We start from the raw sequence: 22,202 nt of genomic DNA, 5'->3' as shown, positions 1-22,202 counted from the left end.
TCTCAGGCTTGGAAAACCATTTTTAAACGCCGTACCGCTGTTGAACGGGTTAATGCGTATCTCAAGGAATTCTTTCAGCTTAACAATGTTCGTTATCGTACTGGGAAACGTGCAAAAATTCATTTTGACATGGTTACACTTGTTTACAATGCTTCAAAGCTAGCCGCAGACCGTATTAATGCACAAATAAATCAGCAACAAGCTGCATGATTTCTGTTTTTAAAAATACATTTTGGAAATTCTGAAGGTCTTTGTATTTTTTAAAAGAGCAATTATGAAATTGACTCAACTAAATTAAAATAGAACTAATTCATGATAACCGTATGAAAAGAGGCAGTGATAGCACTGTCTCTTTTTTCACGTACAAGCGGAGAATAGGTAAAAATACATTCGTTAAAGGTAAAAAAAATGCTATTTCTCATAAATACAAACGCTTAAAATGAGGATGAAAGGAGGCGCGGAAATGGAATGGAGTACAACTGGAGGCATTTTTAAAATTTGTGAATGGATTTATCGGCTAGCTTATTTAAATATAATCGCCAGTCTTTTCACCTTATTAGGTCTTGGTATATTTGGATTCTTCCCATCAATTATTGCCATGTACACGATTATTCATCGATGGCAAAGTGGCGAGGATATTACATCGGTCTTCCGTGAATTTTGTAGACTTTACAAGCAACACTTTATAAAAAGTAATGGGATGTGTGTACTATTCATCCTTGTCGGTATATTTTTATATATTGATTTTGCGCTTGTCCAAAATTTAAATGGAATACTGTTTTACCTTCTATTAGGAAGTAGCACTACGGTTCTAATCTTATCAATGGGAGTATTTCTTCATATGTTTTTTCTTCTCTCTCAAACTGAACATAATTTGATTGTTCAAATTAAGGGTGCCATTCACGTAACTGCGCGATATCCGTTTCAAACAGGTTGGATGTTTTTATCGGTCACCAGCTTTCTTTTTATTAGCGCCGTTATCCCAGCGGTAGGCATTTTATTTGCAGGTAGTGTTTCTACGTTTATCGTTGTTAGTTTTTCAAGACATCTTGTAAGAAAGACCGAGAAGAACTACCAGCAGCATCTTGCAACGAAAACTTATCCTGTAGCAACGACTTTAACGAATAAAGGAGGCACAACGTATGCCGAGTAATCCATCAATAGAAACAAAAACAAACATAAGAAAAAAACAAAAGAATGCATCGAAAAGGAGAGAAACGATTGCAGGTTTTTTATTCGTTACTCCGATGCTAATTGGTGTGTCGGTTATTGTTCTATTCCCTATTGTAGCCACATTTATTTTAGCATTTGCTGATTGGAAATTTGTTCAATCAATTGACAATTTAAAGTGGGTTGGTTTTCAAAATTTTCAAGGTTTATGGGAAGACGAAAAATTTATTAAATCTGTGATCAATAATGCTGTTTTTATGTTAACAGTGCCAACCACAATGATTATCTCACTTGTACTTGCTATTCTGATTGATAAATATACGTATTTCAAAAGTTATTTTAAAGTAGCTTTTTTTATGCCATATATATCAAGTGTTGTTGCTATCGCTGTCGTATGGCAAGTATTATTTCACCCGTCCCAAGGTCCAATTAATCAAGTGTTAATGTCGTTTGGAATTGAGAATCCACCGACATGGATATCTGATCCGAATTTTGCATTATTATCGGTTATGATCATTCATATTTGGATTTCGATTGGTTTTAATCTCATCGTTTATATCGCGGGATTACAATCGATACCGAAGGAATTATACGAGGCAGCAGATATGGATGGTGCTAATGCGTGGCACAAGTTTTCTAATATTACCTTTCCGGTTATTTCTCCAACATCGTTCTTTTTATTAATTACCGGAATTATTGCTACGTTTAAAGTCTTTGACCTAATTGCTGTCTTAACACAAGGTGGTCCACTTAATTCAACGACGATGCTCGTTTGGCATTTGTATGATATGGCATTTCTCAATTTAGAAATAGGTTACGCTTCTGCAATCGCAGTTGTCTTATTTCTTATCGTTTTTACGATTACAATTTTACAGTGGATTAGTCAAAAGAAATGGGTCAATTACTAAGGTGGGTGAAGTAGATGAAATTCAATTTAAAGAAAATGTTAACAACGTTCATCTTGTTCTTTTGTAGTATTGCTTTCTTGCTTCCGTTTGTCTGGATGTTATCAACCTCTATGAAAATTGAAGCAGACGTATTTAAGTTCCCAATTGAATGGATACCATCACGGTGGAACTTCGTAAGTAACTATCAAGAAGTTTGGTTTGGCGACCATCCTTTTTATCTGTACTATTGGAACTCTATTAAAGTTGCGGTTATTACTACCTTGTTATCTGTCGTTGTTTCTGCGCTAGCAGCATACGGATTTTCAAAGGTGAAGTTTCGTGCGAGCGCCTGGTTATTTCTTATCGTCCTTGCAACGTACATGGTTCCACCTCAAGCAAGCCTTGTACCACAATTTATACTTTATCGTTATATTGGTTTGTTTGATAGCCATTTAGGTTTAATTTTGTTAGGTAGTTTTAGTGTCTTAGGTACGTTTATGCTACGGCAGTTTTTTATGGGGATCCATAATGATTTTATAGACGCAGCTAAGATAGATGGAGCAGGTCATTGGCGGATATTTTGGAAAATATCGTTGCCAATTGTAAAACCTGCAGTAGCAACTTATGCTATACTCCGATTTATATGGACGTGGAATGATTATCAAAATCCATTAATATTTCTAAGAACAGACGCGCTTTATACGATTCAATTGGCGATGCAGAAGTTTACAACAATTAATGGTAGCTTTTATACACTTATTATGGCGGCAGCTGTGTCAGCAATTTTACCATTACTAATTGTCTTTATTTTAGGTCAAAAGCATGTTATTGATGGTATTGCTCTTGGTGGTGTGAAAGGCTAATAAGTCAAAAAAGTGATGTCAAAGGTAAAAATAGGCGCATAAGCTAGGTACTTTAATTTGTTAGAATCTAAATTGAAAGTGCTTTCAAAAATAATCAGGGGGTATGTAGGGTGAGAAAACAAATCTTCATATTAATTAGTTTCCTGTTATTATCTATTGTATTAATTGGGTGTAATGCGGAGGAAAGCAGTGAAAGTAACGACAGTACGGATGAAACAAGTGCCTCTCCAGAAACAGAAGAAACCGAAGCAAGTGAGGAAGAAAAAGTTACGATTAAGTTTCATACACACGGAAATGAAGCGAGCTATAGCTGGTCCGATACGATTGCAGCTTTTGAAGAAGAGCATCCGAATATTGACGTTGATCTGATTATCCTTAGTGAAAAAGGAGATACCAATGAGGCATTGCAAAAACTAGATTTAGCGGCTTCATCTGGAGAACAAATGGATGTGCTTATGTTTAGTGATCCAGCTTCCTATGCAGAGCGAGTAGATTTAGGTATGGTCGCACCGATTGATGAGTTTATAGAAGAAGAAGGATTTGATGTAGCGGAAGAATATAAAGTAAATACGATTCTAGATGATCAATATTATGCTCTTCCTGGGAAATTCAATCCGTGGTATGTGCTTGTTAACAAAGATCATTTAGAATCAGCAGGGCTTGATATGCCAACGGATTGGACATGGGATGAATTTGCAGATTATGCGAAGCAATTGACAACAGATGACCACTACGGCACATTCTTCCACGGTCCGCAAAACGGTGGATGGATGGAATATATGAAACTAGCATTGGCGAGTAAGCCAGAAGAAACAGAATTTGTGAAAGCAGATGGATCTTCCAATTTCGAAGACCCTATGTTCCAAAAAACATTAGAATTAAGATGGCAAATGGAAAAGGAAGACCAATCAGCAACACCGTATACCGATATTATGTCTCAAAATTTGCATTATCGTGATACATTTTTTAACCAAGATGCAAGCTTAGTGTTAATTGGGAGTTGGATGAATACAGAACTAGGAGGTACGGATCAATTCCCGCTAGAATTTAATGTAGGTATCGCACCTTATCCAAAAAATGAAGCTGATGATGAAGGTGGATATACGCCAGTTACAACAGATTATATGGCTGTTGCAGCTAACTCTGAATTAAAAGAAGAGGCGTATACATTTATCCGGTGGTATACAACAGAAGGTCAAGTAATCCAAGGGAAAAACATACCATCTTGGAATGGCGTAGACGATAGTGAACTAGAGAATGTTATTGATACAATTTTATCTGACACAAGTAGTCCAGAAAAAGTAGATAAAGAAGCTTTAATCGATGTGCTTAAAAATGCGAAAGCATCTAAGTTAATACCTCCAGTTCCATATCAAGCGGAAATCTATCAAATGGTTAACGATGAATATGAGAAATTAATTTATGAAGAACAGAACGTTGAGGAGACCGTACAGTCGATGCACGAAAAGGCAGAAGAGATTGTAGCAAACAACCAATAGATTTTAAGTAAGGAAAACCGTAAAATAAATAGAAGGGGACTTCAATCCCGATTGTTCCTGCCTAATACAGCGTTTACTCAAAGGAGTGATGTTCATGGTGAATTATCGGAGATTCATGTCTCCTTCTTTTCGTTCAAAAATATTCCTTGCCTCCTTTTTATGTGTAGGTTTACCTGTGCTTATTTGTTTAAGTGTTTACAGCTATTTGACACGAGATGCAGTGGAAGAGCAGGCGATTACGAATGCGCAAAAAGAGCTAAGCTTAGTAGAGGAAAATGTTTCGAATTTATTTGACGATATGATAAACGTAACGAATTTTGTTCAATTTGATACCGAATTAAATACGATTTTAAAACAAAAATCTAAGGAACCACCTAATAACTCTCCTCAAGATTATGAGAGTTATATGGAGGATAAGTCGATACGAAAAACGATTGAAAACATTACTTTACTTGGTGAAAAGTCTTTTGTTACGATTCTATTGCAAAATGGTGCCTACTATACGAATTATGCTATTTATGATTATCATCCTCAAAACTATTTTCAGACAGAGTGGATGGAGCAGTTACAATCGTTGTCAGGGTATCGTTCCTTATGGGTAGGAGCAGAGCCAACGGTTTTTGCTTATGATCGTGTAGACCATCCTTATCAGGTTTCAATGGCTCGGACATTAAGGGACGTAAATCAAGAAATCTATGGCTATGTCATCGTCACGATATTAGAAACAAAGATTCGCAATGTTCTTGACAACCAAGCAAAAAACGAAACAATTATGTTAATAGATCAAACTAACGACATTATATCGTCTTCTAATGAGGCGATGATCAATAAATCATTACCCTTTGGTCAACAATTGGAAGCTAAAAATATGTCACAGACTATCCAATGGAACGAGGAAGAGCAATTAGTGACGATGACTCAATTCCCTGTAAACAATTGGAAACTGGTTTCTATTATTCCGTATAAAGAAGCAACACAAAATATTAACTCAATCTTTTCTAATGTGTTTTTCCTTCTCTTTATGTCTTTCGTTCTATTCTTTATTATTCTAGTTGTATTAATGAATCGTATTACGTATCCTTTAAAAGAATTGAATACAAGTGTACAAAAGGTACAACAAGGTGATTTATCATTTCGGGTAGATGTTAAGAGTAGAGACGAGGTTGGCCAGTTAGCTTCATCCTTTAACCAAATGATTATTCGATTGAATGAAATGTTTGAAGAGGTGAAACAGACAGAGATTAGGAAGCGACATGCGGAGCTAGCTATGTTACAATCACAAATTAATCCTCATTTTTTATTTAATGTGCTAAATTCGATACGAATGACATCTATGAAAGCAAATGATATGGAAAGTGCTCAAATGCTAATGTCTCTATCCAAATTGTTAAGAGCGACGATTGGGAGTACCAACGAGATGATTCTATTGAAAGAAGAGATGGAGTTAATTCAGGACTATATTACGTTAATGAATAAGCGACAGAGGAACAAGATTGTTTGGATAACGGATATTGAAAAGGAAGCAGAAACGATTTTCGTTCCGAGGTTTATTTTTCAACCAATAATTGAGAACGCTATCATTCATGGTCTGCAACAAGGAGAGGGTGTCATCTCCATGGAAGCGACAATGAATGGAGAATCGATGCAGGTGATGATATCTGACAATGGACGAGGAATGAATCGAGAAACGTTAACGAAGCTAACCGAATCGATTGGAGAAAACATTTTTACGGAGAAATCACATCATAGCTTTTCCAGTATAGGATTGGCTAACGTGTATGAAAGGTTGAGGCTAAGTTATAAGTCGGATACAAAGATTTCGATTGAGAGTGAAGAAAATATGGGAACCCGAGTTGTTATTCAAATTCCAGCAAGGAGGGATAATGGTGTATAAAGTGATGCTTGTCGATGATGATTACCCGATGGTGGAATATTTGAGTGAAGCAATACCATGGGAGCAATTAGGCTTTCAATTAATCGGACTGTATGAAAATGGTCTAACTGCGTTCGAAGCGGCTCAAAAAATGATGCCTGATATTTTAATTACGGATATCGGCATGCCGAAAATGGATGGAATAGAATTGACTAGACGACTAAAACAAATAAATGAACATTTACAGGTTGCAATTATTTCCTGCCATGATGAATTTTCATTTGCGCAGCAAGCATTAAAATTAAACGTACAAGATTATTTCCTCAAAGAGACATTCGATTTAGAAGAACTTAAGCATATTCTATTTAAATGTAAAGACAGACTAGAGAAGGATGAACAGAAGACAAAAGAATATGCAACACTTCAATTTAAGGCACGTAAACACGCTGACTTAGAGGAGCAACAAATGTTCAAGCAATATATTCAAGGTGCATCCAATCAAATGTTGAGCAGGTTGAAACAAGGCAATTATATCCCAGTTTTATTTCTTATTAATCATTTTTATCTTGCTGAAAAACAATACGGATCGGAAGAAACCCTTTTATTTGCTATACAAAATATCATTAAAGATATTCAAAATGAAACAGATGATACATTTACATTTATACATTATGAGGATAATAAAGGATTCCTATTATTTGAAAGCTCGAATTCGATTAAGGTAGATAATTTTACGGAACTGAGAAATCTATTACGTACCATCACAGATGAGATAAATCGGTATTTACATGTGCAAATTTCGTTTATTCTTGGAAAGAGCACGAACGTTGAAGGGTTGAAAGATCAATGTGTTAGGCTTCTACATAATCGTTTACAGATATTCTATATACCACTTAATAGTATGGAAGACATAAAAGAAGAAGCGATATTAAATAAAAAAAGCAACATAGATATGGAGTATTTTCAGTCCGTCACTGAGAAGATGAGGCAAGCGATCTATCGAAAGGATACTGAAAAGCTTTGTGGTCAAATGGAAGAGTTCCGCTTGTCTTGTTTTATGAAGCAAATTGACGCCGAAATCGTAAAGGAATTTTATATTCGAATGATTTTAGACTGGAGGATGAAGACAAGAGGAATCAACTTTAGCTCGTCCTCTCATTCATCTGATTTTATCCAAAAAGACATGCTGCTAATGACGAGTATCCACGAAATTGAAGATTATTTTATTCAATTTGTTCATCTAGCTTTATCTAGTAACGAAGGAACAACGACAAATAAAGACATATTGAATGCTTGTTATTATGTATCGAAACACATTGACACCAAATTTTCACTAGATGAGGTAGCAGATTACTTATATTTAAATCCTAGCTATTTTAGTAGATTGTTTAAAAAAGAAGTAGGCATTACGTTTATTGACTATGTGAAACAACAGAAAATGGAACGTGCAAAAGAACTGCTTGAGCTGTCTGATTCCCCTGTAGGTAGCATAAGTGAACAGCTCGGTTATGATAATCAAAGTTATTTTATTAAAATTTTCAAGCGTTACACAGGTTACACCCCATTAGAATATCGCACAAAAGTATTAACCGGAATAGGTGAAGCTTAAATGACGATAACCATCGATAAAAATGACCCACTAACAAAGAAATGGATCGCTCATATTTTTCAAACAATCGAAACATCAAAGATGCCATCACCAACATTTCATGACTTTATACTGTTCCAGCAAAGTGGTGATCGACAACAATTTGAAAAGAAATATTTTGCGCGTAGAAAACGTTTAGCAGCCTATGGTTTGCTTCATGCTCTATATCCAAAAGAGGGTTACTATTTACAACAGTTAGAAGAGGAGATATGGCAAATACTACAAGAGTTCACTTGGTGTTTACCTGCTCATATCGATGAAAGTAGGGAATATAAAACAGATAACTCAGCAGAGAGAAAGTATACAATTGATTTATTCGCCGCAGAAACTGCTTTTACGCTTGCGGAGATGATTGCTCTCTTCGATGACTTGAATCCGTTCCTAATCGATCAGATGAAACATGAAATTAACAAGCGAGTAATCCGAAATTTTATCGAAAACGGTCCGTATCACTGGGAGACAGCAAACCATAATTGGGCTTCGGTATGTGCGGGCTCGATAGGTAGTGCCGCTCTATATATTATGGAAGACAGTAAAGAGCGAGATCAACTTTTCAAAAGAATTTTTGCTGCGATGGACAGTTATTTATCTGGTATTGGAGAAGATGGAGCTTGTACAGAAGGATATAATTATTGGAAATATGGGTTCGGTTATTTTGTTTATTTTCTAGAATTATATGAGCGAGTACTTGGAACGAAAACGTCTTATTGGTCTAAAGACAAGGTAAAAATGCTTGCTTCCTTTCAACAAAAAATCTTCCTAGCTGAAAATAATACGGTGAATTTCTCCGATGCTCAGGCGAAAGCATATCCATTATTAGGATTTACACATTTTTTATCCACCAAGATACCTAACATACACGTACCATCTAGAAGATTAGCAGAAGAGGAAATTATTGATCATTGTGGTAGGTGGGCGCCTGCCTTTAGAGAATTGTTATGGTATGAATCAGATAAGAAAGGGAGTGTCTGGTCTGGACGGAGCTGGCTACTACAAGATTCACAACTATTCATTTCAAGGCACAAAACGGATGGAAATACGTTTGCTTTTGCAGCCAAAGGCGGGCATAACGACGAGCCACATAACCATCTAGATATCGGTCACTTCGTACTTTTTGCAAATGGAGAGACATATTGTAAGGACTTAGGTGCAGGTGTATATAGTAAAGATTATTTTAATGAACATAGATATTCATTTTTGTCGAATGCGGCTAGAGGTCACTCGATACCACAGATTAATGGTGTAGAGCAAGGAGTAGGTCAAGCATATAAAGCAGAAATAGTGAAGCACGAATTAACAAATAGCGTGGACAAATGGAAACTTGATATGACAAGTGTTTACCCTTCTAGCGGATTGAAAAGGATGAATCGGACATTCAGATGGGAAAAATACAAATTTCCTAGTTTGCTAGTGGAAGATGACTTCTATTTTCAACAATCTAGTAATAGGCTGACAGAACGATTTGTTCTAGCTGATTTACCGTACGAGCGAACAGAAAACGGTCTAAAAATGGATGGTCTTGAAATTAGATTTTTACCTATGGCAGGAGAAATGAAAGTAAATAGAGAAGTATATAGTAATCATTTTGGTGAAAATCAAAGTGTACTAATATTAGAAATAGAAATGAAGGAAGTACCAAAGCAGTTTTTGTTTCAAGCACAATTTCAATTGGGGGAGACGATAACACATGACATCTACGATGAGTGAAAATCCATTATTAACGAAAGATGATGTAGAACAGTTTGTCATTGATTTATGGACGAAATTAACTCCTTATTACAGTGAGGGGAAAGCTCTCCTGCTACCTAAAGGAGCCTTAGCAGGACATTCGGAATTTGTTTCTGGAATAGAAGGGTTTTCCCGGATTTTATGGGGAGCTGTTCCTTTATTAATGTCCGATAAAGCGCCGGAATTGTGGGAGCAGCATCTAACTGGAATAAAGAATGGCACCAACCCAGAGCATGAGGAATATTGGGGAGAAATCCATGATTTTGACCAGCGAATTGTCGAAATGGCAGCTATTGGCTATGGGTTGTGCCTTGCACCGGAGAAAATGTGGGAACCTTTATCCGATGTAGAAAAAAGCAATCTAACCAACTGGCTTTTACAAGCTAACGAACATAAAACACCTGATAGCAATTGGATATTATTCGTCGTTATGGTTAATATCGGCCTTAAAAACGTTGGTGCTACCTATAGTCAATCCGTGCTTGATAGTAAGCTTGATCGTCTAGAAGCATTTTATATAGGTAATGGCTGGTATAAAGATGGAGAAATAACTGCACATGTTGATTACTATACACCAATGGCGATTCATTACTTTTGCTTGTTTTACGCAAAAATAATGGAGGATGAAGATGTAGAGCGTTCGACTAAATATAAGAAAAGAGCTGCTCGTTTTGCGGAGGACTTTATTTATTGGTTTGGTGAAGACGGATCTGCTCTTCCATATGGTAGAAGCTTGACGTATCGTTTTGCGCAGTCAGCATTTTGGAGTGCATTAGCCTTTGCGGAAGTAGATGTTTTTCGCCCGGGTGTTGTGAAAGGTTTGATACTAAGAAATTTACGTTATTGGATAAAGCAAGACATTTTTCAGCCAGATGGCACACTCTCTGTTGGCTATCATTATCCGAATCTATTAATGGCAGAGAATTATAATGCACCAGGTTCACCGTATTGGGCATTGAAAACGATGTTGATTCTTGCGATGGATGAAAAGTCTCCATTTTGGCAGGAAGACGAAGAAGAGCTGCCTCACTTAGAACAACGTAAGATACAGGGTGCACCGTATTTTGCAATTGAACGGGATAGGGAATCCAATCATGTTGCAGCTTTCCATACAGGAAGTCTGCATACAAATGAGCAAGTTCATGTCGCTGCGAAATATGAGAAATTCGTTTATTCCAATCACTTTGGCTTCAGTGTCTCTCGTTCAGAATGGGGGCTGGAACAAGGCGCCTACGATTCGATGCTTGCTGTAAGTGAACAGGATAATCTTTATCGTGTCAAACGAAAAGTGGAGGAACGCGAGATAACAGACAAATTCCTTTATTTTAAGTGGAGCCCTTGGGCGAATGTCACAATCAAGACATGGATCATACCTGGACTGCCATGGCATATACGAATCCATGAAATAGAAACGGGAAGAACTTTAGACGTGGCTGATGGAGGTTTCGCTATCAATACAAGTTCAGAAGATATTGTTAGAAAGAAACACTCCAACTATGTGGATGGACTAGCTACTTATGCTGGATTATCTGGAGCTGTCGACCTAATGGAAAAGGGCAAGGCTCGTATTATTCATCCTAATGCAAATACGAATCTGCTATATAAAAAGTCAGCAATCCCCACGATAGAGCACCGTTTAGAGGTAGGAAAGCACCTACTAGTACATGGATTTTACGGTCAGGCAGCGCGAGGCGAGGGAGCAGAATGGAAAGAAATCCCCTTTATAAAGGGTGATACTATTTTTCTGAAAAAAGATGTACCAGTCTTTACGTTCAATCAACCTATATTAATGAATTAGGACCTTGGAATCCCTAAGATATGAAGGCACCGGACCAGCCAACAAAAGAATGTTTGATTAATGAAAGGCATAGAAAACTAGAATAAGGACAACACATTTATACTACGTTGTCCTTATTTCATAAATCCAAACTCACTTAGTAGTTTAGTTTTCGTTTATAGTAATAAAAATACATGCTCAGCGGCCACCACAATACAGCAAAAATAGGATAAACCGCCCAAATTGTATTTGGTGAGAATAATACATTTATGCAAATAAAGAATACACTCATTAAAATTGTCGCATTTACGGAAAAGGCAAAATAAGACTTCTTTTTAACATGGTACAATGACAATGGCCACCAAAGAATCGCAAATGCGGGGAAAATACACCATAAGTATCCAGGAGATATGTAAAAGTTTAATACCACGTAATATAGAATAAAGAGCATACTCATCGAGCTTGCCACAAATACGTTTTTGTTCCTTTTCCCAAGGACACTAAGAATTGGCCACATCATAATTGGTCCTAAAGCATATAAAAACCAAGGATAACTTGGTGTATGAATAAGATTAATTGTAACTAATTGGATGAGAAAAACGATACTCCCTATTAGAGAAAACAAGGTGTGTTTTTGTTCGAAGAAGCTATAAAGTCCAATTGGAAGCATTAGTAAAAGGGGTACAGGATAAATAAACCATAGGTAAGTGGAGTTTGTAACTAAATTAACCATAACTAAAAACGAGATGGTTACTCCGCTACCTAAAACAGCAAAAAGCAAGCCGATGTTTTTCATATTAATTACCTCTTTTAGCTTTTGACCATACGTAGTACATACTCAGCGGCCACCAAAGAATCGCAAATGTCGGATATACGAACCATACAGTTTGTGGTGAATAATAAAAGTTGATAAAGACACATAGTCCAATGATTAACAAGCTACCCCAAATGGAATATTCTAAGCTTAATTTCTTAGATTTTAATATATCACTTGCTGACTCGTTAGAAGAACCAACTGAGGCTCCAAGCTCTCGTTTCAAATCATCAATATCTCCAAACTCAACAATTACCTTATTAATAGCGTCTTCCTCTTCTTTGCCTTGCTCCATTAAGTCCCAGGTTTTCTCTTCCAAGTTTTGAAGAACCTCCTGCATTACGTCTTCTTTTTTCTCGCTATCTGGAACATCTTTAAATAAATCCTTTACATATTGTGATAACTTTTTCAATTGAATCCCTCCAAGAATATATCAATAATTTCCTTCAATTCTTCCCATTCTTTTACCATTTCATTTAAATAGGCCTTCCCTAAAGTAGTAATACGGTAATACTTCCTCTTACCACCTTTGGACACACTGCCATAATACGATTCAATTAATTCTCTTTTCTCTAATCGCTGAAATACAGCATACAAGGTAGCTTCTTTTATTTCAAAACGCTCATTTGTCCGTTGACTAATCTCTTTTGATATTTCATAGCCATAACGATCTTTTTCCAAGGTTAACCTTAAGATAATGGCATCTAGATGTCCGCGGATGATGTCACTTCTGATCAAAATCTCCCTCCTCTCTGTAAGGTACTCCATCACACATAGTTCTACCTGATAGAGTAATTGTATGTATAATTACTCTATCTGTCAAGGTAATTTTTCAAAATGGATTATTTATTAGTAAGGTCCTTCCGCTTATTGAGATTTAGGGAGTTTATCGTATCTAGCAGAGATTGAAGAAGATGGTTAAAAATGGCTTAACGAAAAGGAATTCATAAAGAATGATTTAAAATAGTAACATTCTTATGGATTCCTAGTAGAAAAAAATGATTGTTAGATATATTGTGATACTAGTTCAATTCGTTTCATTGTCGGACTTATAGTCTTTAATTGTTCTTTTTACCTTCTCCATTTCTTTTTGATAGGTCTTTTCCATTTCAAAAGTTGACGGGAGAAATGGTTCTGGGTTGTAATCCGTACGTTTTCCGTAACGTATCATTTGATAAATAATCATGCCGTTATTAGGTTTACCATTAGCCGTTCTCATGGGGACTGCATCAAATAATACATAGAAAAATGTATAGAATACAAATCGGTGCCAAAATGTTTCATAGACTGATAAATAATCATTCGCAAGGAGGGCATTAATTAGTAGGCCAATAATTACATTAATCATAATTGGGCCAGCATATAAAAGTACATAGGCGGACTTACTCGTATTGCGCAATTCATCATATGAAAACCAGCTATAGAGGTGAGAGTATTTACGAACGTCCAATTTTCCAATTTTAAAAACACGAGGACCAGAACCTAGCGTAATTCTACTATTCTTTGCACCGACGAGGAAACCAAAAATCATATATCCAAACTCTCTTAAGAAAATGACAGTTGGGAAGATTATAAATGCAGAGATGACGAGACCAACTAAATCGGATAAGCCAAACATGAATACACCCCCAAATCATTCAATTTCACCATCTAAGGAAGAGGTATATCACACATCTTCCACGATTTAGGAGAAATAAAACGGAGGGAAATGTTAAGACGGTAGTTTTTCAATAATCCTTTAATTTGTGTCCAAAGAATATAGACCATGTTTTGTAATCAGTTCGCGTTATGGTAATATAATGTATATTGATTTTTTTACTGCAGAGAGGGTGGACTGCGTGTTAGACCGATTAGAATCGTTGGAAGCACGATACGATAAATTAAATGAATTATTAAGTGATCCTGAAGTAATAAATGATTCAAAAAAATTAAGAGAATATTCTAAGGAACAGTCCGATTTACAAGATATTATTACGGCATACCGGGAATATAAAACGGTTGTAACAGAATTGGATGGCGCCAAGGAAATGCTTGAAGAAGAGCAAGACGAAGAAATGCGTGAAATGGTGAAAATGGAAATCACGGAACTCGAAGATCGAAGAGACACATTAGAAGATGAGTTGAAGATTTTACTTTTACCAAAAGATCCTAATGATGACAAGAACGTTATTATGGAAGTACGTGGTGCAGCTGGTGGGGACGAAGCAGCTTTATTTGCTGGAGACTTGTACAGAATGTATACACGCTACGCGGAAGCGCAAGGTTGGAAAATTGATGTAATGGAATCCAATACAACAGGTGTAGGTGGATTTAAGGAAGTCATTTTCATGATTAATGGGAAAGGTGCTTATTCCAAGTTAAAGTATGAGAATGGCGCACACCGTGTTCAACGTGTTCCGGAAACAGAATCAGGTGGAAGAATCCATACATCTACAGCTACAGTAGTTGTTATGCCAGAAGCGGAAGATGTAGAAGTAGACGTGCACGAGAAAGATATTCGTGTCGATACATTTGCATCTAGTGGTCCAGGAGGGCAAAGTGTAAACACTACGATGTCAGCTGTTAGACTTACTCACGTTCCGACTGGTATTGTAGTTTCGATTCAAGATGAGAAGTCGCAAATTAAAAACAAAGAAAAAGCAATGAAGGTTTTACGAGCTCGTATTTATGATAAGTTTCAGCAAGAAGCACAGCAAGAATATGACCAAACGAGAAAATCAGCAGTAGGTACTGGAGATCGCTCTGAGAGGATACGTACCTATAACTTCCCACAAAACCGTGTAACAGATCACAGAATTGGATTGACGATTCAGAAGCTTGATCAGATTTTGGAAGGGAAATTGGATGAGGTCATTGACGCATTAATTATCGAAGAGCAAACGAACAAGATGGAACAATTAGGTGAATAAAATGGCGATGAAACTATATGAAGCTCAACAGTGGGCTTCTTCTTTTTTACGTGAACACGATGCAGAGGAAAAAGTCGCGGAGATTTTACTTTTGCACTATCTTAATATAAGTAAAACAGAGTATCTCGTTCGAATGCGTGAAGAGCTCTCTTTAGAAGTGGAACAACAGTTTAAACAAGCTATTTACCAACACGTAGAAACAGGCATACCTGTCCAGCACATTACGGGTAAAGAAGAATTTTTTGGACGAGAATTTAATGTGAACTCGCACGTTCTCATTCCACGACCAGAAACGGAGGAGGTCGTGTTACAAGCGTTGAATCATTTATCGAGCGATACGTTAACATGTGTGGATGTAGGCACAGGCAGTGGCGTCATAGCGGTAACATTAAAATCTGAACGACCGAACGTACATGTTTATGCTACCGATATTTCTGACAAAGCATTGCAAATCGCTAAGAAAAATGCCGATAAACATGGTGCTGAGATCGAATGGCTACAAGGGAATTTTCTACAACCTTTAATTGAACAAGGGATCAAAGTTGATTGCATTATTTCCAATCCCCCTTATATTGCAAAGGATGAGGCAATTACCCTTTCTAAAACAGTGAGAGATTTTGACCCACATCTAGCATTGTTCGCCGACAACGATGGATTGGCAGCTTATGAAGCCATCGTGAAACAGGCGAAAGAGATTCTAAACCCTCAAGCAATGATCGTATTCGAGATAGGTTATCAACAAGGTAATGTTGTACGCGAACTTATTATTGAGCATTTCCCTAATAGTAAAGTAGAAGTATTCCGAGATATTAATGGAAAAGATCGCACAGTTTTTGCATGGATAGAATAAGGTAAATAGGTGCTCGTTAAGAATTCTAGTTATTTTTTTATATTTTACTAGTTTAAAAGTTTTCGCATGTGGCCACACTGTGACTAATGGAAAATCACAGGGGGACTCAATCATGCGAAAGCTTATTTTATTTCTAGCAATCATTATTTTATTTATTGGTTTTTATCCACAAAAAGCAGAAACGAAAACACAGGAAGATGTACAAGTAATCCCGGATGAAGCAATACGTCTTCGGATATTAGCTAATAGCGATGGAGAAGAAGACCAAGAACTAAAGAGAAAAGTACGAGATGCCGTTAATGAAGAAGTAACGGAATGGGTAGAAGAACTAACCGACATTGAAAAGGCACGAAATTTAATTGAGGACAACATAGATGAGATCGAAGCAATTGTCGGCCGTGTGTTAGAGGAAAATGGAGAGAATATTAATTATAGTGCAGATTATGATGAGAATGTTACATTTCCAACAAAATTATACGGCAATTATTTATACCCTGCTGGTGACTATGAGGCGATATTGATTACACTTGGCGAGGGACAAGGCGCGAACTGGTGGTGTGTCGTCTTTCCTCCACTTTGTTTCTTGGACTTCTCATTTGGAACATCGGTAGAAGCGGAGGAAGAAGTGGAGCAACCAGAAGAAGAACCAGCAGAGGAAGAAGAAGTGGAATACACATTTTTCTTTTTAAAATGGTTTCAATAAGCATAAATCTATTATCTCTATCATAAGGTGTGTTAACAAGTGAAAAAGATAGAGGTGGGAAGAGATATGCAACTGAAAGCAACGAAAACAATAGCGAAGGATCAATTCAAAACATTTTTCCGTGATAAAGTAGATTTGCCGGATTTCAAAGAGCAGAAGAAGCATGGATACTTTTTACAGGATGGAGCAGAGATATTAGCATTTTTCTCACTTTTCCCTGTTGATAAAAATAAATATTGGTTGCGGGCGTTTGTGATGAAGACGAACGCACCGATAACCTTGCCGGTGTCCATTATTCAGTCTGCTCAGAAATTAACCGCCCATTTTGGCGCAGATGAATTATATATACTCAGTACGTCCCCAGCGCTAGATGATTTATTAAAACAGCTAGACTTCGAAAAAACATATCCACCGGTTATCCACGAGAAACAAGGGAATTGGTGGATAAACAAGGTACTAGTTGTGGATAAATAGCTGTTTTATCCACAGAGTGTGAGTGTGTTGTGAATAATGTGGGGGTTAACTGTGGATGATGAGGGAGTTATCCCCGTTGTCCACAGTTTTAACTTTACTGACATGATACCTGTTTAGTTTGAGATAAACCTCTCTTATGAAAAATTACTAGAAGACTTGCAAAACATTGGCTAACAATGAATAATAATAAGGAAAATAACATGATGTCACAACGATACGTTTTACAATAGAGGGGTTACTTATGACAGAAACATTTAGATGGAAAGCAACAGAAGCAGAGTTAAAGCAAGCAGCGAATACGTTGCGAAATGGCGAAGTTGTTGCATTTCCTACAGAGACAGTTTACGGATTAGGGGCAGATGCGCGTAATGAAGCGGCAGTGGCCAAAATTTTTAAAGCAAAAGGTCGACCTGCAGATAATCCGCTTATCGTGCATGTACATGATAAATCGCAAATACAACAATACGTAACAGATATACCAGCTAAAGCAGAGGTATTAATCAACACATTTATGCCGGGTCCATTGACGGTAATTTTGCCAGTGAACGATACAATCGCAACGAATGTAACGGCAGGATTGTCTACTGTTGGTATTCGAATACCCGATCATCCTATCGCAAGAAGAATAATGGAGGAATGTCGATTACCGCTTGCGGCACCAAGCGCGAACAAATCTGGCAAACCTAGTCCTACGACAGCAGATCACGTGTACCATGATTTAAATGGAAAAATTGCTGGGATCCTTGATGGAGGAGCGACTGGAGTAGGGGTAGAATCTACCGTGATTGATATGACAAGAGAAATACCAATCATATTGAGGCCTGGCGGTGTGACACAAGAAGAGATCGAACAAGCTATAGGAAAAGTTGACATATCAGATAGTGCACGAGTGAATTCCCACCCTAAAGCGCCAGGTATGAAATATAACCACTACGAACCAAATGCACCACTATATATGATTGAAGGCGATCATAATTTTTTTCAAGAACAAATACAGCGTGAGCAACAGTTAGGAAACAAAGTCGGTATACTTGTAAGTGATGAGCTGAGCTCCTTACTGAAAGCAGACGAGAGCTATGCTTGTGGTTCCATTTCGGATTTGAAGGAAATAGCAAAACATTTATACTATGGGTTGCGTTTTTTTGATGGGACAGATGTTGATATCATTTTTGCACAACCATATATTCGAAAAGGAATGGGACAAGCAATTATGAATCGTCTAGATAAAGCTGCGACAGGATATATTCGCCAATAAACATAATTTACCCTTTTGATGCATAAGCATGAAAATAATGCTTGTCCAGCGAAAGGGGCTTTTTAATTTGGCGACAATACATTTTAATGATTTTACAACTATATTTATGATGGCGTTGGCACTAGGAATGGATGCATTCTCAGTAGGATTAGCTCTTGGTCTACAGCAATTACGATTAAAACGAATCGCTTTGATTGGATTTACGGTCGGTATATTCCATGTATTGATGCCTTTTATAGGTATTATTTTAGGCTCCTTTATGTCGACGAAATTAGAAGGAATCGCTGTCGTAATAGCTGGAATATTACTATGTGGGATAGGAGCACAAATGATTTTTCAAACGTTTCAGCAAAAATCAAAGCAAGTATTAGCTCCAGCAGGGTTTGGGTTAGTGCTGTTCGCAATTAGCGTCAGCTTGGACAGTTTCCCAGTTGGTTTGTCACTAGGCCTATCAGGTGCTGTTGCTTTCTTTATATTAATTATTTTTGGAATCGTGACATGCAGCTTAACGTGGCTAGCACTTTTAATTGGAAGAAGAGCGAATCATTTGCTAGGTGCATACAGTGAAGTGATAGGAGGCTCAATCCTATTTGGATTTGGCTTACTCTTACTCTTCTAATATAATAGGGCATGAGAAGATAATAAAGGCGGTAATCAACGATGAACATATTATTCGTATGTACAGGAAACACATGTCGAAGTCCGATGGCGGCTGCTATGTTTCAAGCTAGAACAAAACATAACGTACAATCAGCCGGAATTTTTGCCTCGTACGGAGCTCCAGCATCAGCACATACAATGGAGATTCTCCGTGAAAATAATATTACGTATGAACATTCATCTCAGCCTGTTACCGAAGAGTTATTGGACTGGGCTGATTTAGTTTTAACAATGACAACGCAACATCGCGATATGTTAAAACAACAATATCCTCACTATACATCGACTATTTTTGCGTTAAAAGAATATGCGTTGCCAGATTTTGAAGAAAAGTGGAACGAGTTAACCTCCCTATATGCACAATTAGAAACAAAAAAGCTTGAAACCGGAACGATAGATGAATCAATCAAAGCGAAGATTATTGAGCTGGAAAAAGATATTCACTCCATTGATATTTCGGATCCCTTTGGCGGAAATCTCACACTATATAAAAAAACATATGAAGATTTGCATAAGCATCTTGCACTATTAGAGAAAAAGTTGCAATATAGAGATAGGTAAAAGTTATTATTTCCAGGGAGGAAAAGTGAATATGTTAAAGAAAGTCAGCCTCAGAACCCGGCTTGTATTATTTACTACGGTTTTAGCACTCGTTACATATGCGACAAGTGCAGTGTTCATTTATTTTTTAGAGGAGTATATTAGATCAATTATCCCGTTTTCTGAATTTTGGTATGTATTAGTGGTACTTTTTCTAGGAGTTATATGGTCGGGTATTTTGGCCTATTTCTTTGCAGGTTTTATAACGAAACCTATTGTAAAATTAACCGATGTAGCAACGAAAATAGCGGATGGCGATTTGAATCATGATATCGAAGAACCAGACAGACAAGATGAAATTAGTGCTTTAACGTTAGCTTTCAAACGAATGGTTGACCAATTGAAAATGATATTGACTGATATTGATCGGCATGCGACGGAAACATCAGACTCCGTTCAAAATATGAAACAGGCAGCTTTAAAAACGAGGGAACAAACGGATATTTTAGAAGAAACTGTTTCGCAAATCTCAGTAGGGTCAGAGGAAACATCGAATGCTATCCAGCAAACAGTAGAGAAAATTGAAATTTCTACAACTCTTGCTACTCAAGTAGATGAGAAAGCAGAAGAATCTCAAAAAAGATCTTCAGAGATGGTGGAACAACTGAACGAATCAAAAGAAGCAATTACGGCGTTAATAGATGGTGTAAATCAGTTAGCTGAAAATCAAGATAAAGCATTACTTGATGTAGAGCGCTTATCTAAAACAGCATCTGAGGTAGAGAATGTAATCTCTTTAGTTGGTGATATTAGTGAACAGACGAACCTTCTCGCATTAAACGCATCCATCGAAGCATCTCGCGCAGGGGAAGAAGGACGCGGTTTTGCTGTAGTTGCGGAAGAAGTAAGAAAGTTAGCGGATCAAAGCTTCCAAGCAGTGCAAACAATTTCTGATTTAATTCAAGACATGCAAAAAGATGTACAGCTCGTAGTAGATAGTATGAGAAATCAAGTAGACGAAGCACGCAATGAAGTGAAGAACGGCCAACAAACAAATACGGCAATTGGAGAAATGTCTACCGTTGTACTTGAGGTAGCGGCAGAAATTAAGGAGATTTCACAGCTTGTCGACCGTCAGCTACAAGAAATGGAAGCTACGAACTCAGATTCACAAAACGTAGCAGCTATAGCGGAAGAAACATCTGCTGGTACAGAGGAAATGAGAGCTACGATTGAGGAACAGGCGAATTTTGCCGAAAATCTCGAAAATTTGGCGATTTCCCTAGAGAATCAAACACATGACTTGAAAATGAAAATTAATCAATTTAAGCTAAAATAAAGTAACGAAATGTCATAACTTTATGCAGGGTTGAAAGCATGCTATTATGAAAGAGACAGAAAAAATGACATTCAAAGGAGTTAATAAAAGATGAAAGTTATTTTAGCATCGGATCATGGCGGAATAAATTTAGCTAAAGAAATCGCTTCACTTCTAGAAGACTTGAATATTGAATATGAAGATATTGGCTGCGGATGTGAAACTTCTGTAGACTACCCGGATTACGGAATCCCAGCAGCTGAACGTGTTGCAAGTGGCGAATTTGATCGTGGTATTCTTGTTTGTGGTACGGGTATCGGTATGTCTATCGCTGCGAATAAAGTAAAAGGTGTTCGTGCAGCATTAGTACATGATTTATTTAGTGCAAAGGCAACTCGTGAGCATAATGATTCCAACGTTCTTACACTAGGTGAGCGTGTAATCGGACCAGGACTTGCGCTAGAAATCGTAAAGACTTGGTTAGGTGTTGAGTTTGAAGGTGGTCGCCACGCAAATCGAATTGGAAAAGTTGCAGATTACGAAAATAAACGAGGCGAGTAATAAATGCAGCTAGAGCAATGGAGAACAGAGTTAAGAACACTTGTGGATGAATGGATAGATTCTGGTTATTTAGCAGAAGGAAATTTATTTATCATAGGTTGTTCAACAAGTGAAGTTGCTGGCGAAAGAATCGGAACAGCAGGTAGTGAGGATATCGCTGCGTTTATCTTTGATGAGCTCCAGAGGCTTAAAGAAAAAACTGGTGTGGCGTTATGTTTTCAGTGCTGTGAACATTTAAACCGTGCGATTGTTATGGAAAGAGCAACCATGGAACGAAAGCAGCTTGAGCCAGTTGCAGTCCGACCAGTCCGAACAGCTGGTGGAGCGATGGCAGAATATGCATATAATAATTTTGACGAGCCTGCTGTCGTTGAAGCAGTTCAGGCGGACGCTGGAATAGACATCGGCGAAACGATGATAGGTATGCATTTGAAAGCTGTAGCAGTACCTTTACGATTCTCTGAAAAATATATTGGACACGCACGAGTTACTCATGCCAGAACACGACCAAAACTAATCGGCGGACCCCGAGCGGTTTATCCAGAATAAATGAGGAATAGTCGCAATTTGACTATTCCTTTTTTAAAAGATAAGAAAGTATAAAAATCTGGGTCGTTTTTTGCTCTACCACAGTCTTTATGACTGTGGTATCTTTATAGTATGAAGAAAAATA

General features: G+C 37.3%; 23 protein-coding genes. 19 read left to right on the top strand and 4 right to left on the bottom strand.

The annotated features are described in order from the left end of the window. From GGQ92_RS15285 to GGQ92_RS15245, 9 genes are all read left to right on the top strand, one after another. Positions 1 to 210: transposase (locus GGQ92_RS15285; protein WP_184251049.1), on the top strand; the 210-nt coding region annotated here is incomplete at its 5' end. A 253-nt stretch (positions 211 to 463) separates the two neighbouring features. Next, entirely contained in the window at positions 464 to 1,153 is a 690-nt protein-coding gene (locus tag GGQ92_RS15280; RefSeq protein WP_184251047.1) for a YesL family protein, read from the top strand. Beyond that, entirely contained in the window at positions 1,143 to 2,078 is a 936-nt protein-coding gene (locus GGQ92_RS15275) for a carbohydrate ABC transporter permease (RefSeq protein ID WP_184251045.1), read from the top strand. Before GGQ92_RS15280 ends, GGQ92_RS15275 begins: the two co-directional genes overlap by 11 nt. A gap of 14 nt (positions 2,079 to 2,092) precedes the next feature. After that, positions 2,093 to 2,920 carry a carbohydrate ABC transporter permease gene (locus tag GGQ92_RS15270; protein ID WP_184251043.1) on the top strand — a complete coding sequence of 276 codons (828 nt, stop codon included), beginning with the start codon at positions 2,093 to 2,095 and terminating at the stop codon, positions 2,918 to 2,920. 110 nt (positions 2,921 to 3,030) lie between these two features. Beyond that, positions 3,031 to 4,419, top strand: coding sequence for an extracellular solute-binding protein (locus GGQ92_RS15265; RefSeq protein ID WP_184251041.1), 1,389 nt, complete (start codon positions 3,031 to 3,033; stop codon positions 4,417 to 4,419). 94 nt (positions 4,420 to 4,513) lie between these two features. After that, entirely contained in the window at positions 4,514 to 6,313 is a 1,800-nt protein-coding gene (locus tag GGQ92_RS15260) for a sensor histidine kinase (protein ID WP_184251031.1), read from the top strand. Next, positions 6,306 to 7,901, top strand: coding sequence for an AraC family transcriptional regulator (locus tag GGQ92_RS15255; protein ID WP_184251029.1), 1,596 nt, complete (start codon positions 6,306 to 6,308; stop codon positions 7,899 to 7,901). Before GGQ92_RS15260 ends, GGQ92_RS15255 begins: the two co-directional genes overlap by 8 nt. Further along, complete coding sequence (locus GGQ92_RS15250; protein WP_184251027.1) at positions 7,902 to 9,647, top strand: heparinase II/III family protein; 1,746 nt, start codon at positions 7,902 to 7,904, stop codon at positions 9,645 to 9,647. After that, entirely contained in the window at positions 9,628 to 11,466 is a 1,839-nt protein-coding gene (locus tag GGQ92_RS15245; protein WP_184251025.1) for a DUF2264 domain-containing protein, read from the top strand. Before GGQ92_RS15250 ends, GGQ92_RS15245 begins: the two co-directional genes overlap by 20 nt. 136 nt (positions 11,467 to 11,602) lie before the next feature. Here GGQ92_RS15245 and GGQ92_RS15240 read toward each other — a convergent pair whose 3' ends face one another. From GGQ92_RS15240 to GGQ92_RS15225, 4 genes are all read right to left on the bottom strand, one after another. Further along, positions 11,603 to 12,241, bottom strand: coding sequence for a hypothetical protein (locus GGQ92_RS15240; RefSeq protein WP_184251023.1), 639 nt, complete (start codon positions 12,239 to 12,241; stop codon positions 11,603 to 11,605). 1 nt (position 12,242) lies between these two features. Continuing rightward, positions 12,243 to 12,671, bottom strand: a complete 429-nt coding sequence (locus GGQ92_RS15235; protein WP_184251021.1) for a permease prefix domain 1-containing protein — start codon at positions 12,669 to 12,671, stop codon at positions 12,243 to 12,245. Then, a complete protein-coding gene (locus tag GGQ92_RS15230) occupies positions 12,668 to 12,997 on the bottom strand; it encodes a PadR family transcriptional regulator (RefSeq protein WP_184251019.1) in 330 nt (109 codons plus the stop codon). The genes GGQ92_RS15235 and GGQ92_RS15230 overlap by 4 nt, the downstream gene beginning before the upstream one ends. Positions 12,998 to 13,286: 289 nt before the next feature. Further along, entirely contained in the window at positions 13,287 to 13,877 is a 591-nt protein-coding gene (locus GGQ92_RS15225; RefSeq protein WP_184251017.1) for a hypothetical protein, read from the bottom strand. A 220-nt stretch (positions 13,878 to 14,097) separates the two neighbouring features. Here GGQ92_RS15225 and prfA point away from each other — a divergent pair, with 220 nt between their 5' ends. The 10 genes from prfA (at position 14,098) to GGQ92_RS15175 (ending at position 22,078) form a co-directional block, all read left to right on the top strand. Beyond that, the gene (gene prfA / locus GGQ92_RS15220; protein ID WP_184251015.1) at positions 14,098 to 15,168 is read left to right on the top strand and encodes a peptide chain release factor 1; all 1,071 of its coding nucleotides are present in this window, start codon (positions 14,098 to 14,100) and stop codon (positions 15,166 to 15,168) included. A gap of 1 nt (position 15,169) precedes the next feature. Then, complete coding sequence (prmC, locus tag GGQ92_RS15215) at positions 15,170 to 16,018, top strand: peptide chain release factor N(5)-glutamine methyltransferase (protein ID WP_184251013.1); 849 nt, start codon at positions 15,170 to 15,172, stop codon at positions 16,016 to 16,018. Between the two features lie 112 nt (positions 16,019 to 16,130). Then, complete coding sequence (gene spoIIR / locus GGQ92_RS15210) at positions 16,131 to 16,721, top strand: stage II sporulation protein R (protein ID WP_184251011.1); 591 nt, start codon at positions 16,131 to 16,133, stop codon at positions 16,719 to 16,721. Positions 16,722 to 16,760: 39 nt separating this feature from the next. Continuing rightward, complete coding sequence (locus tag GGQ92_RS15205; protein ID WP_184251009.1) at positions 16,761 to 17,195, top strand: hypothetical protein; 435 nt, start codon at positions 16,761 to 16,763, stop codon at positions 17,193 to 17,195. A gap of 241 nt (positions 17,196 to 17,436) precedes the next feature. Next, positions 17,437 to 18,450: an L-threonylcarbamoyladenylate synthase gene (locus GGQ92_RS15200; protein ID WP_184251007.1), complete on the top strand. Its 1,014-nt coding sequence runs from the start codon at positions 17,437 to 17,439 to the stop codon at positions 18,448 to 18,450. A gap of 67 nt (positions 18,451 to 18,517) precedes the next feature. Further along, positions 18,518 to 19,069, top strand: a complete 552-nt coding sequence (locus GGQ92_RS15195) for a manganese efflux pump MntP (protein ID WP_246384545.1) — start codon at positions 18,518 to 18,520, stop codon at positions 19,067 to 19,069. A 41-nt stretch (positions 19,070 to 19,110) separates the two neighbouring features. Beyond that, positions 19,111 to 19,671 (top strand): low molecular weight protein arginine phosphatase, encoded by a 561-nt coding sequence (locus tag GGQ92_RS15190; protein ID WP_184251005.1) that lies wholly within the window; start codon positions 19,111 to 19,113, stop codon positions 19,669 to 19,671. 31 nt (positions 19,672 to 19,702) lie between these two features. Then, positions 19,703 to 20,989, top strand: a complete 1,287-nt coding sequence (locus GGQ92_RS15185; protein ID WP_184251003.1) for a methyl-accepting chemotaxis protein — start codon at positions 19,703 to 19,705, stop codon at positions 20,987 to 20,989. A gap of 90 nt (positions 20,990 to 21,079) precedes the next feature. Beyond that, positions 21,080 to 21,529: a ribose 5-phosphate isomerase B gene (rpiB, locus tag GGQ92_RS15180; RefSeq protein WP_184251001.1), complete on the top strand. Its 450-nt coding sequence runs from the start codon at positions 21,080 to 21,082 to the stop codon at positions 21,527 to 21,529. A gap of 3 nt (positions 21,530 to 21,532) precedes the next feature. Continuing rightward, positions 21,533 to 22,078, top strand: a complete 546-nt coding sequence (locus GGQ92_RS15175; RefSeq protein ID WP_184250999.1) for a TIGR01440 family protein — start codon at positions 21,533 to 21,535, stop codon at positions 22,076 to 22,078. Positions 22,079 to 22,202 lie beyond the last annotated feature (124 nt).

It is taken from the genome of Gracilibacillus halotolerans, from assembly GCF_014206945.1.
Taxonomy (GTDB): Bacteria; Bacillota; Bacilli; order Bacillales; family Amphibacillaceae; genus Gracilibacillus; species Gracilibacillus halotolerans.
This window is presented reverse-complemented; position numbering and strand designations above follow the sequence as displayed.

What these genes read in the sequence shown, in the direction of transcription:
- GGQ92_RS15200 (WP_184251007.1), top strand. Translation starts at nt 17,437, where the DNA reads ATGACAGAAACATTTAGATGGAAAGCAACAGAAGCAGAGTTAAAGCAA.
- GGQ92_RS15270 (WP_184251043.1), top strand. Translation starts at nt 2,093, where the DNA reads ATGAAATTCAATTTAAAGAAAATGTTAACAACGTTCATCTTGTTCTTT.
- GGQ92_RS15185 (WP_184251003.1), top strand. Translation starts at nt 19,703, where the DNA reads ATGTTAAAGAAAGTCAGCCTCAGAACCCGGCTTGTATTATTTACTACG.
- prmC (WP_184251013.1), top strand. Translation starts at nt 15,170, where the DNA reads ATGGCGATGAAACTATATGAAGCTCAACAGTGGGCTTCTTCTTTTTTA.
- GGQ92_RS15240 (WP_184251023.1), bottom strand. Translation starts at nt 12,241, where the DNA reads ATGAAAAACATCGGCTTGCTTTTTGCTGTTTTAGGTAGCGGAGTAACC.
- GGQ92_RS15280 (WP_184251047.1), top strand. Translation starts at nt 464, where the DNA reads ATGGAATGGAGTACAACTGGAGGCATTTTTAAAATTTGTGAATGGATT.
- GGQ92_RS15260 (WP_184251031.1), top strand. Translation starts at nt 4,514, where the DNA reads ATGGTGAATTATCGGAGATTCATGTCTCCTTCTTTTCGTTCAAAAATA.
- spoIIR (WP_184251011.1), top strand. Translation starts at nt 16,131, where the DNA reads ATGCGAAAGCTTATTTTATTTCTAGCAATCATTATTTTATTTATTGGT.
- GGQ92_RS15175 (WP_184250999.1), top strand. Translation starts at nt 21,533, where the DNA reads ATGCAGCTAGAGCAATGGAGAACAGAGTTAAGAACACTTGTGGATGAA.
- GGQ92_RS15190 (WP_184251005.1), top strand. Translation starts at nt 19,111, where the DNA reads ATGAACATATTATTCGTATGTACAGGAAACACATGTCGAAGTCCGATG.
- GGQ92_RS15250 (WP_184251027.1), top strand. Translation starts at nt 7,902, where the DNA reads ATGACGATAACCATCGATAAAAATGACCCACTAACAAAGAAATGGATC.
- GGQ92_RS15275 (WP_184251045.1), top strand. Translation starts at nt 1,143, where the DNA reads ATGCCGAGTAATCCATCAATAGAAACAAAAACAAACATAAGAAAAAAA.
- rpiB (WP_184251001.1), top strand. Translation starts at nt 21,080, where the DNA reads ATGAAAGTTATTTTAGCATCGGATCATGGCGGAATAAATTTAGCTAAA.
- GGQ92_RS15245 (WP_184251025.1), top strand. Translation starts at nt 9,628, where the DNA reads ATGACATCTACGATGAGTGAAAATCCATTATTAACGAAAGATGATGTA.
- GGQ92_RS15225 (WP_184251017.1), bottom strand. Translation starts at nt 13,877, where the DNA reads ATGTTTGGCTTATCCGATTTAGTTGGTCTCGTCATCTCTGCATTTATA.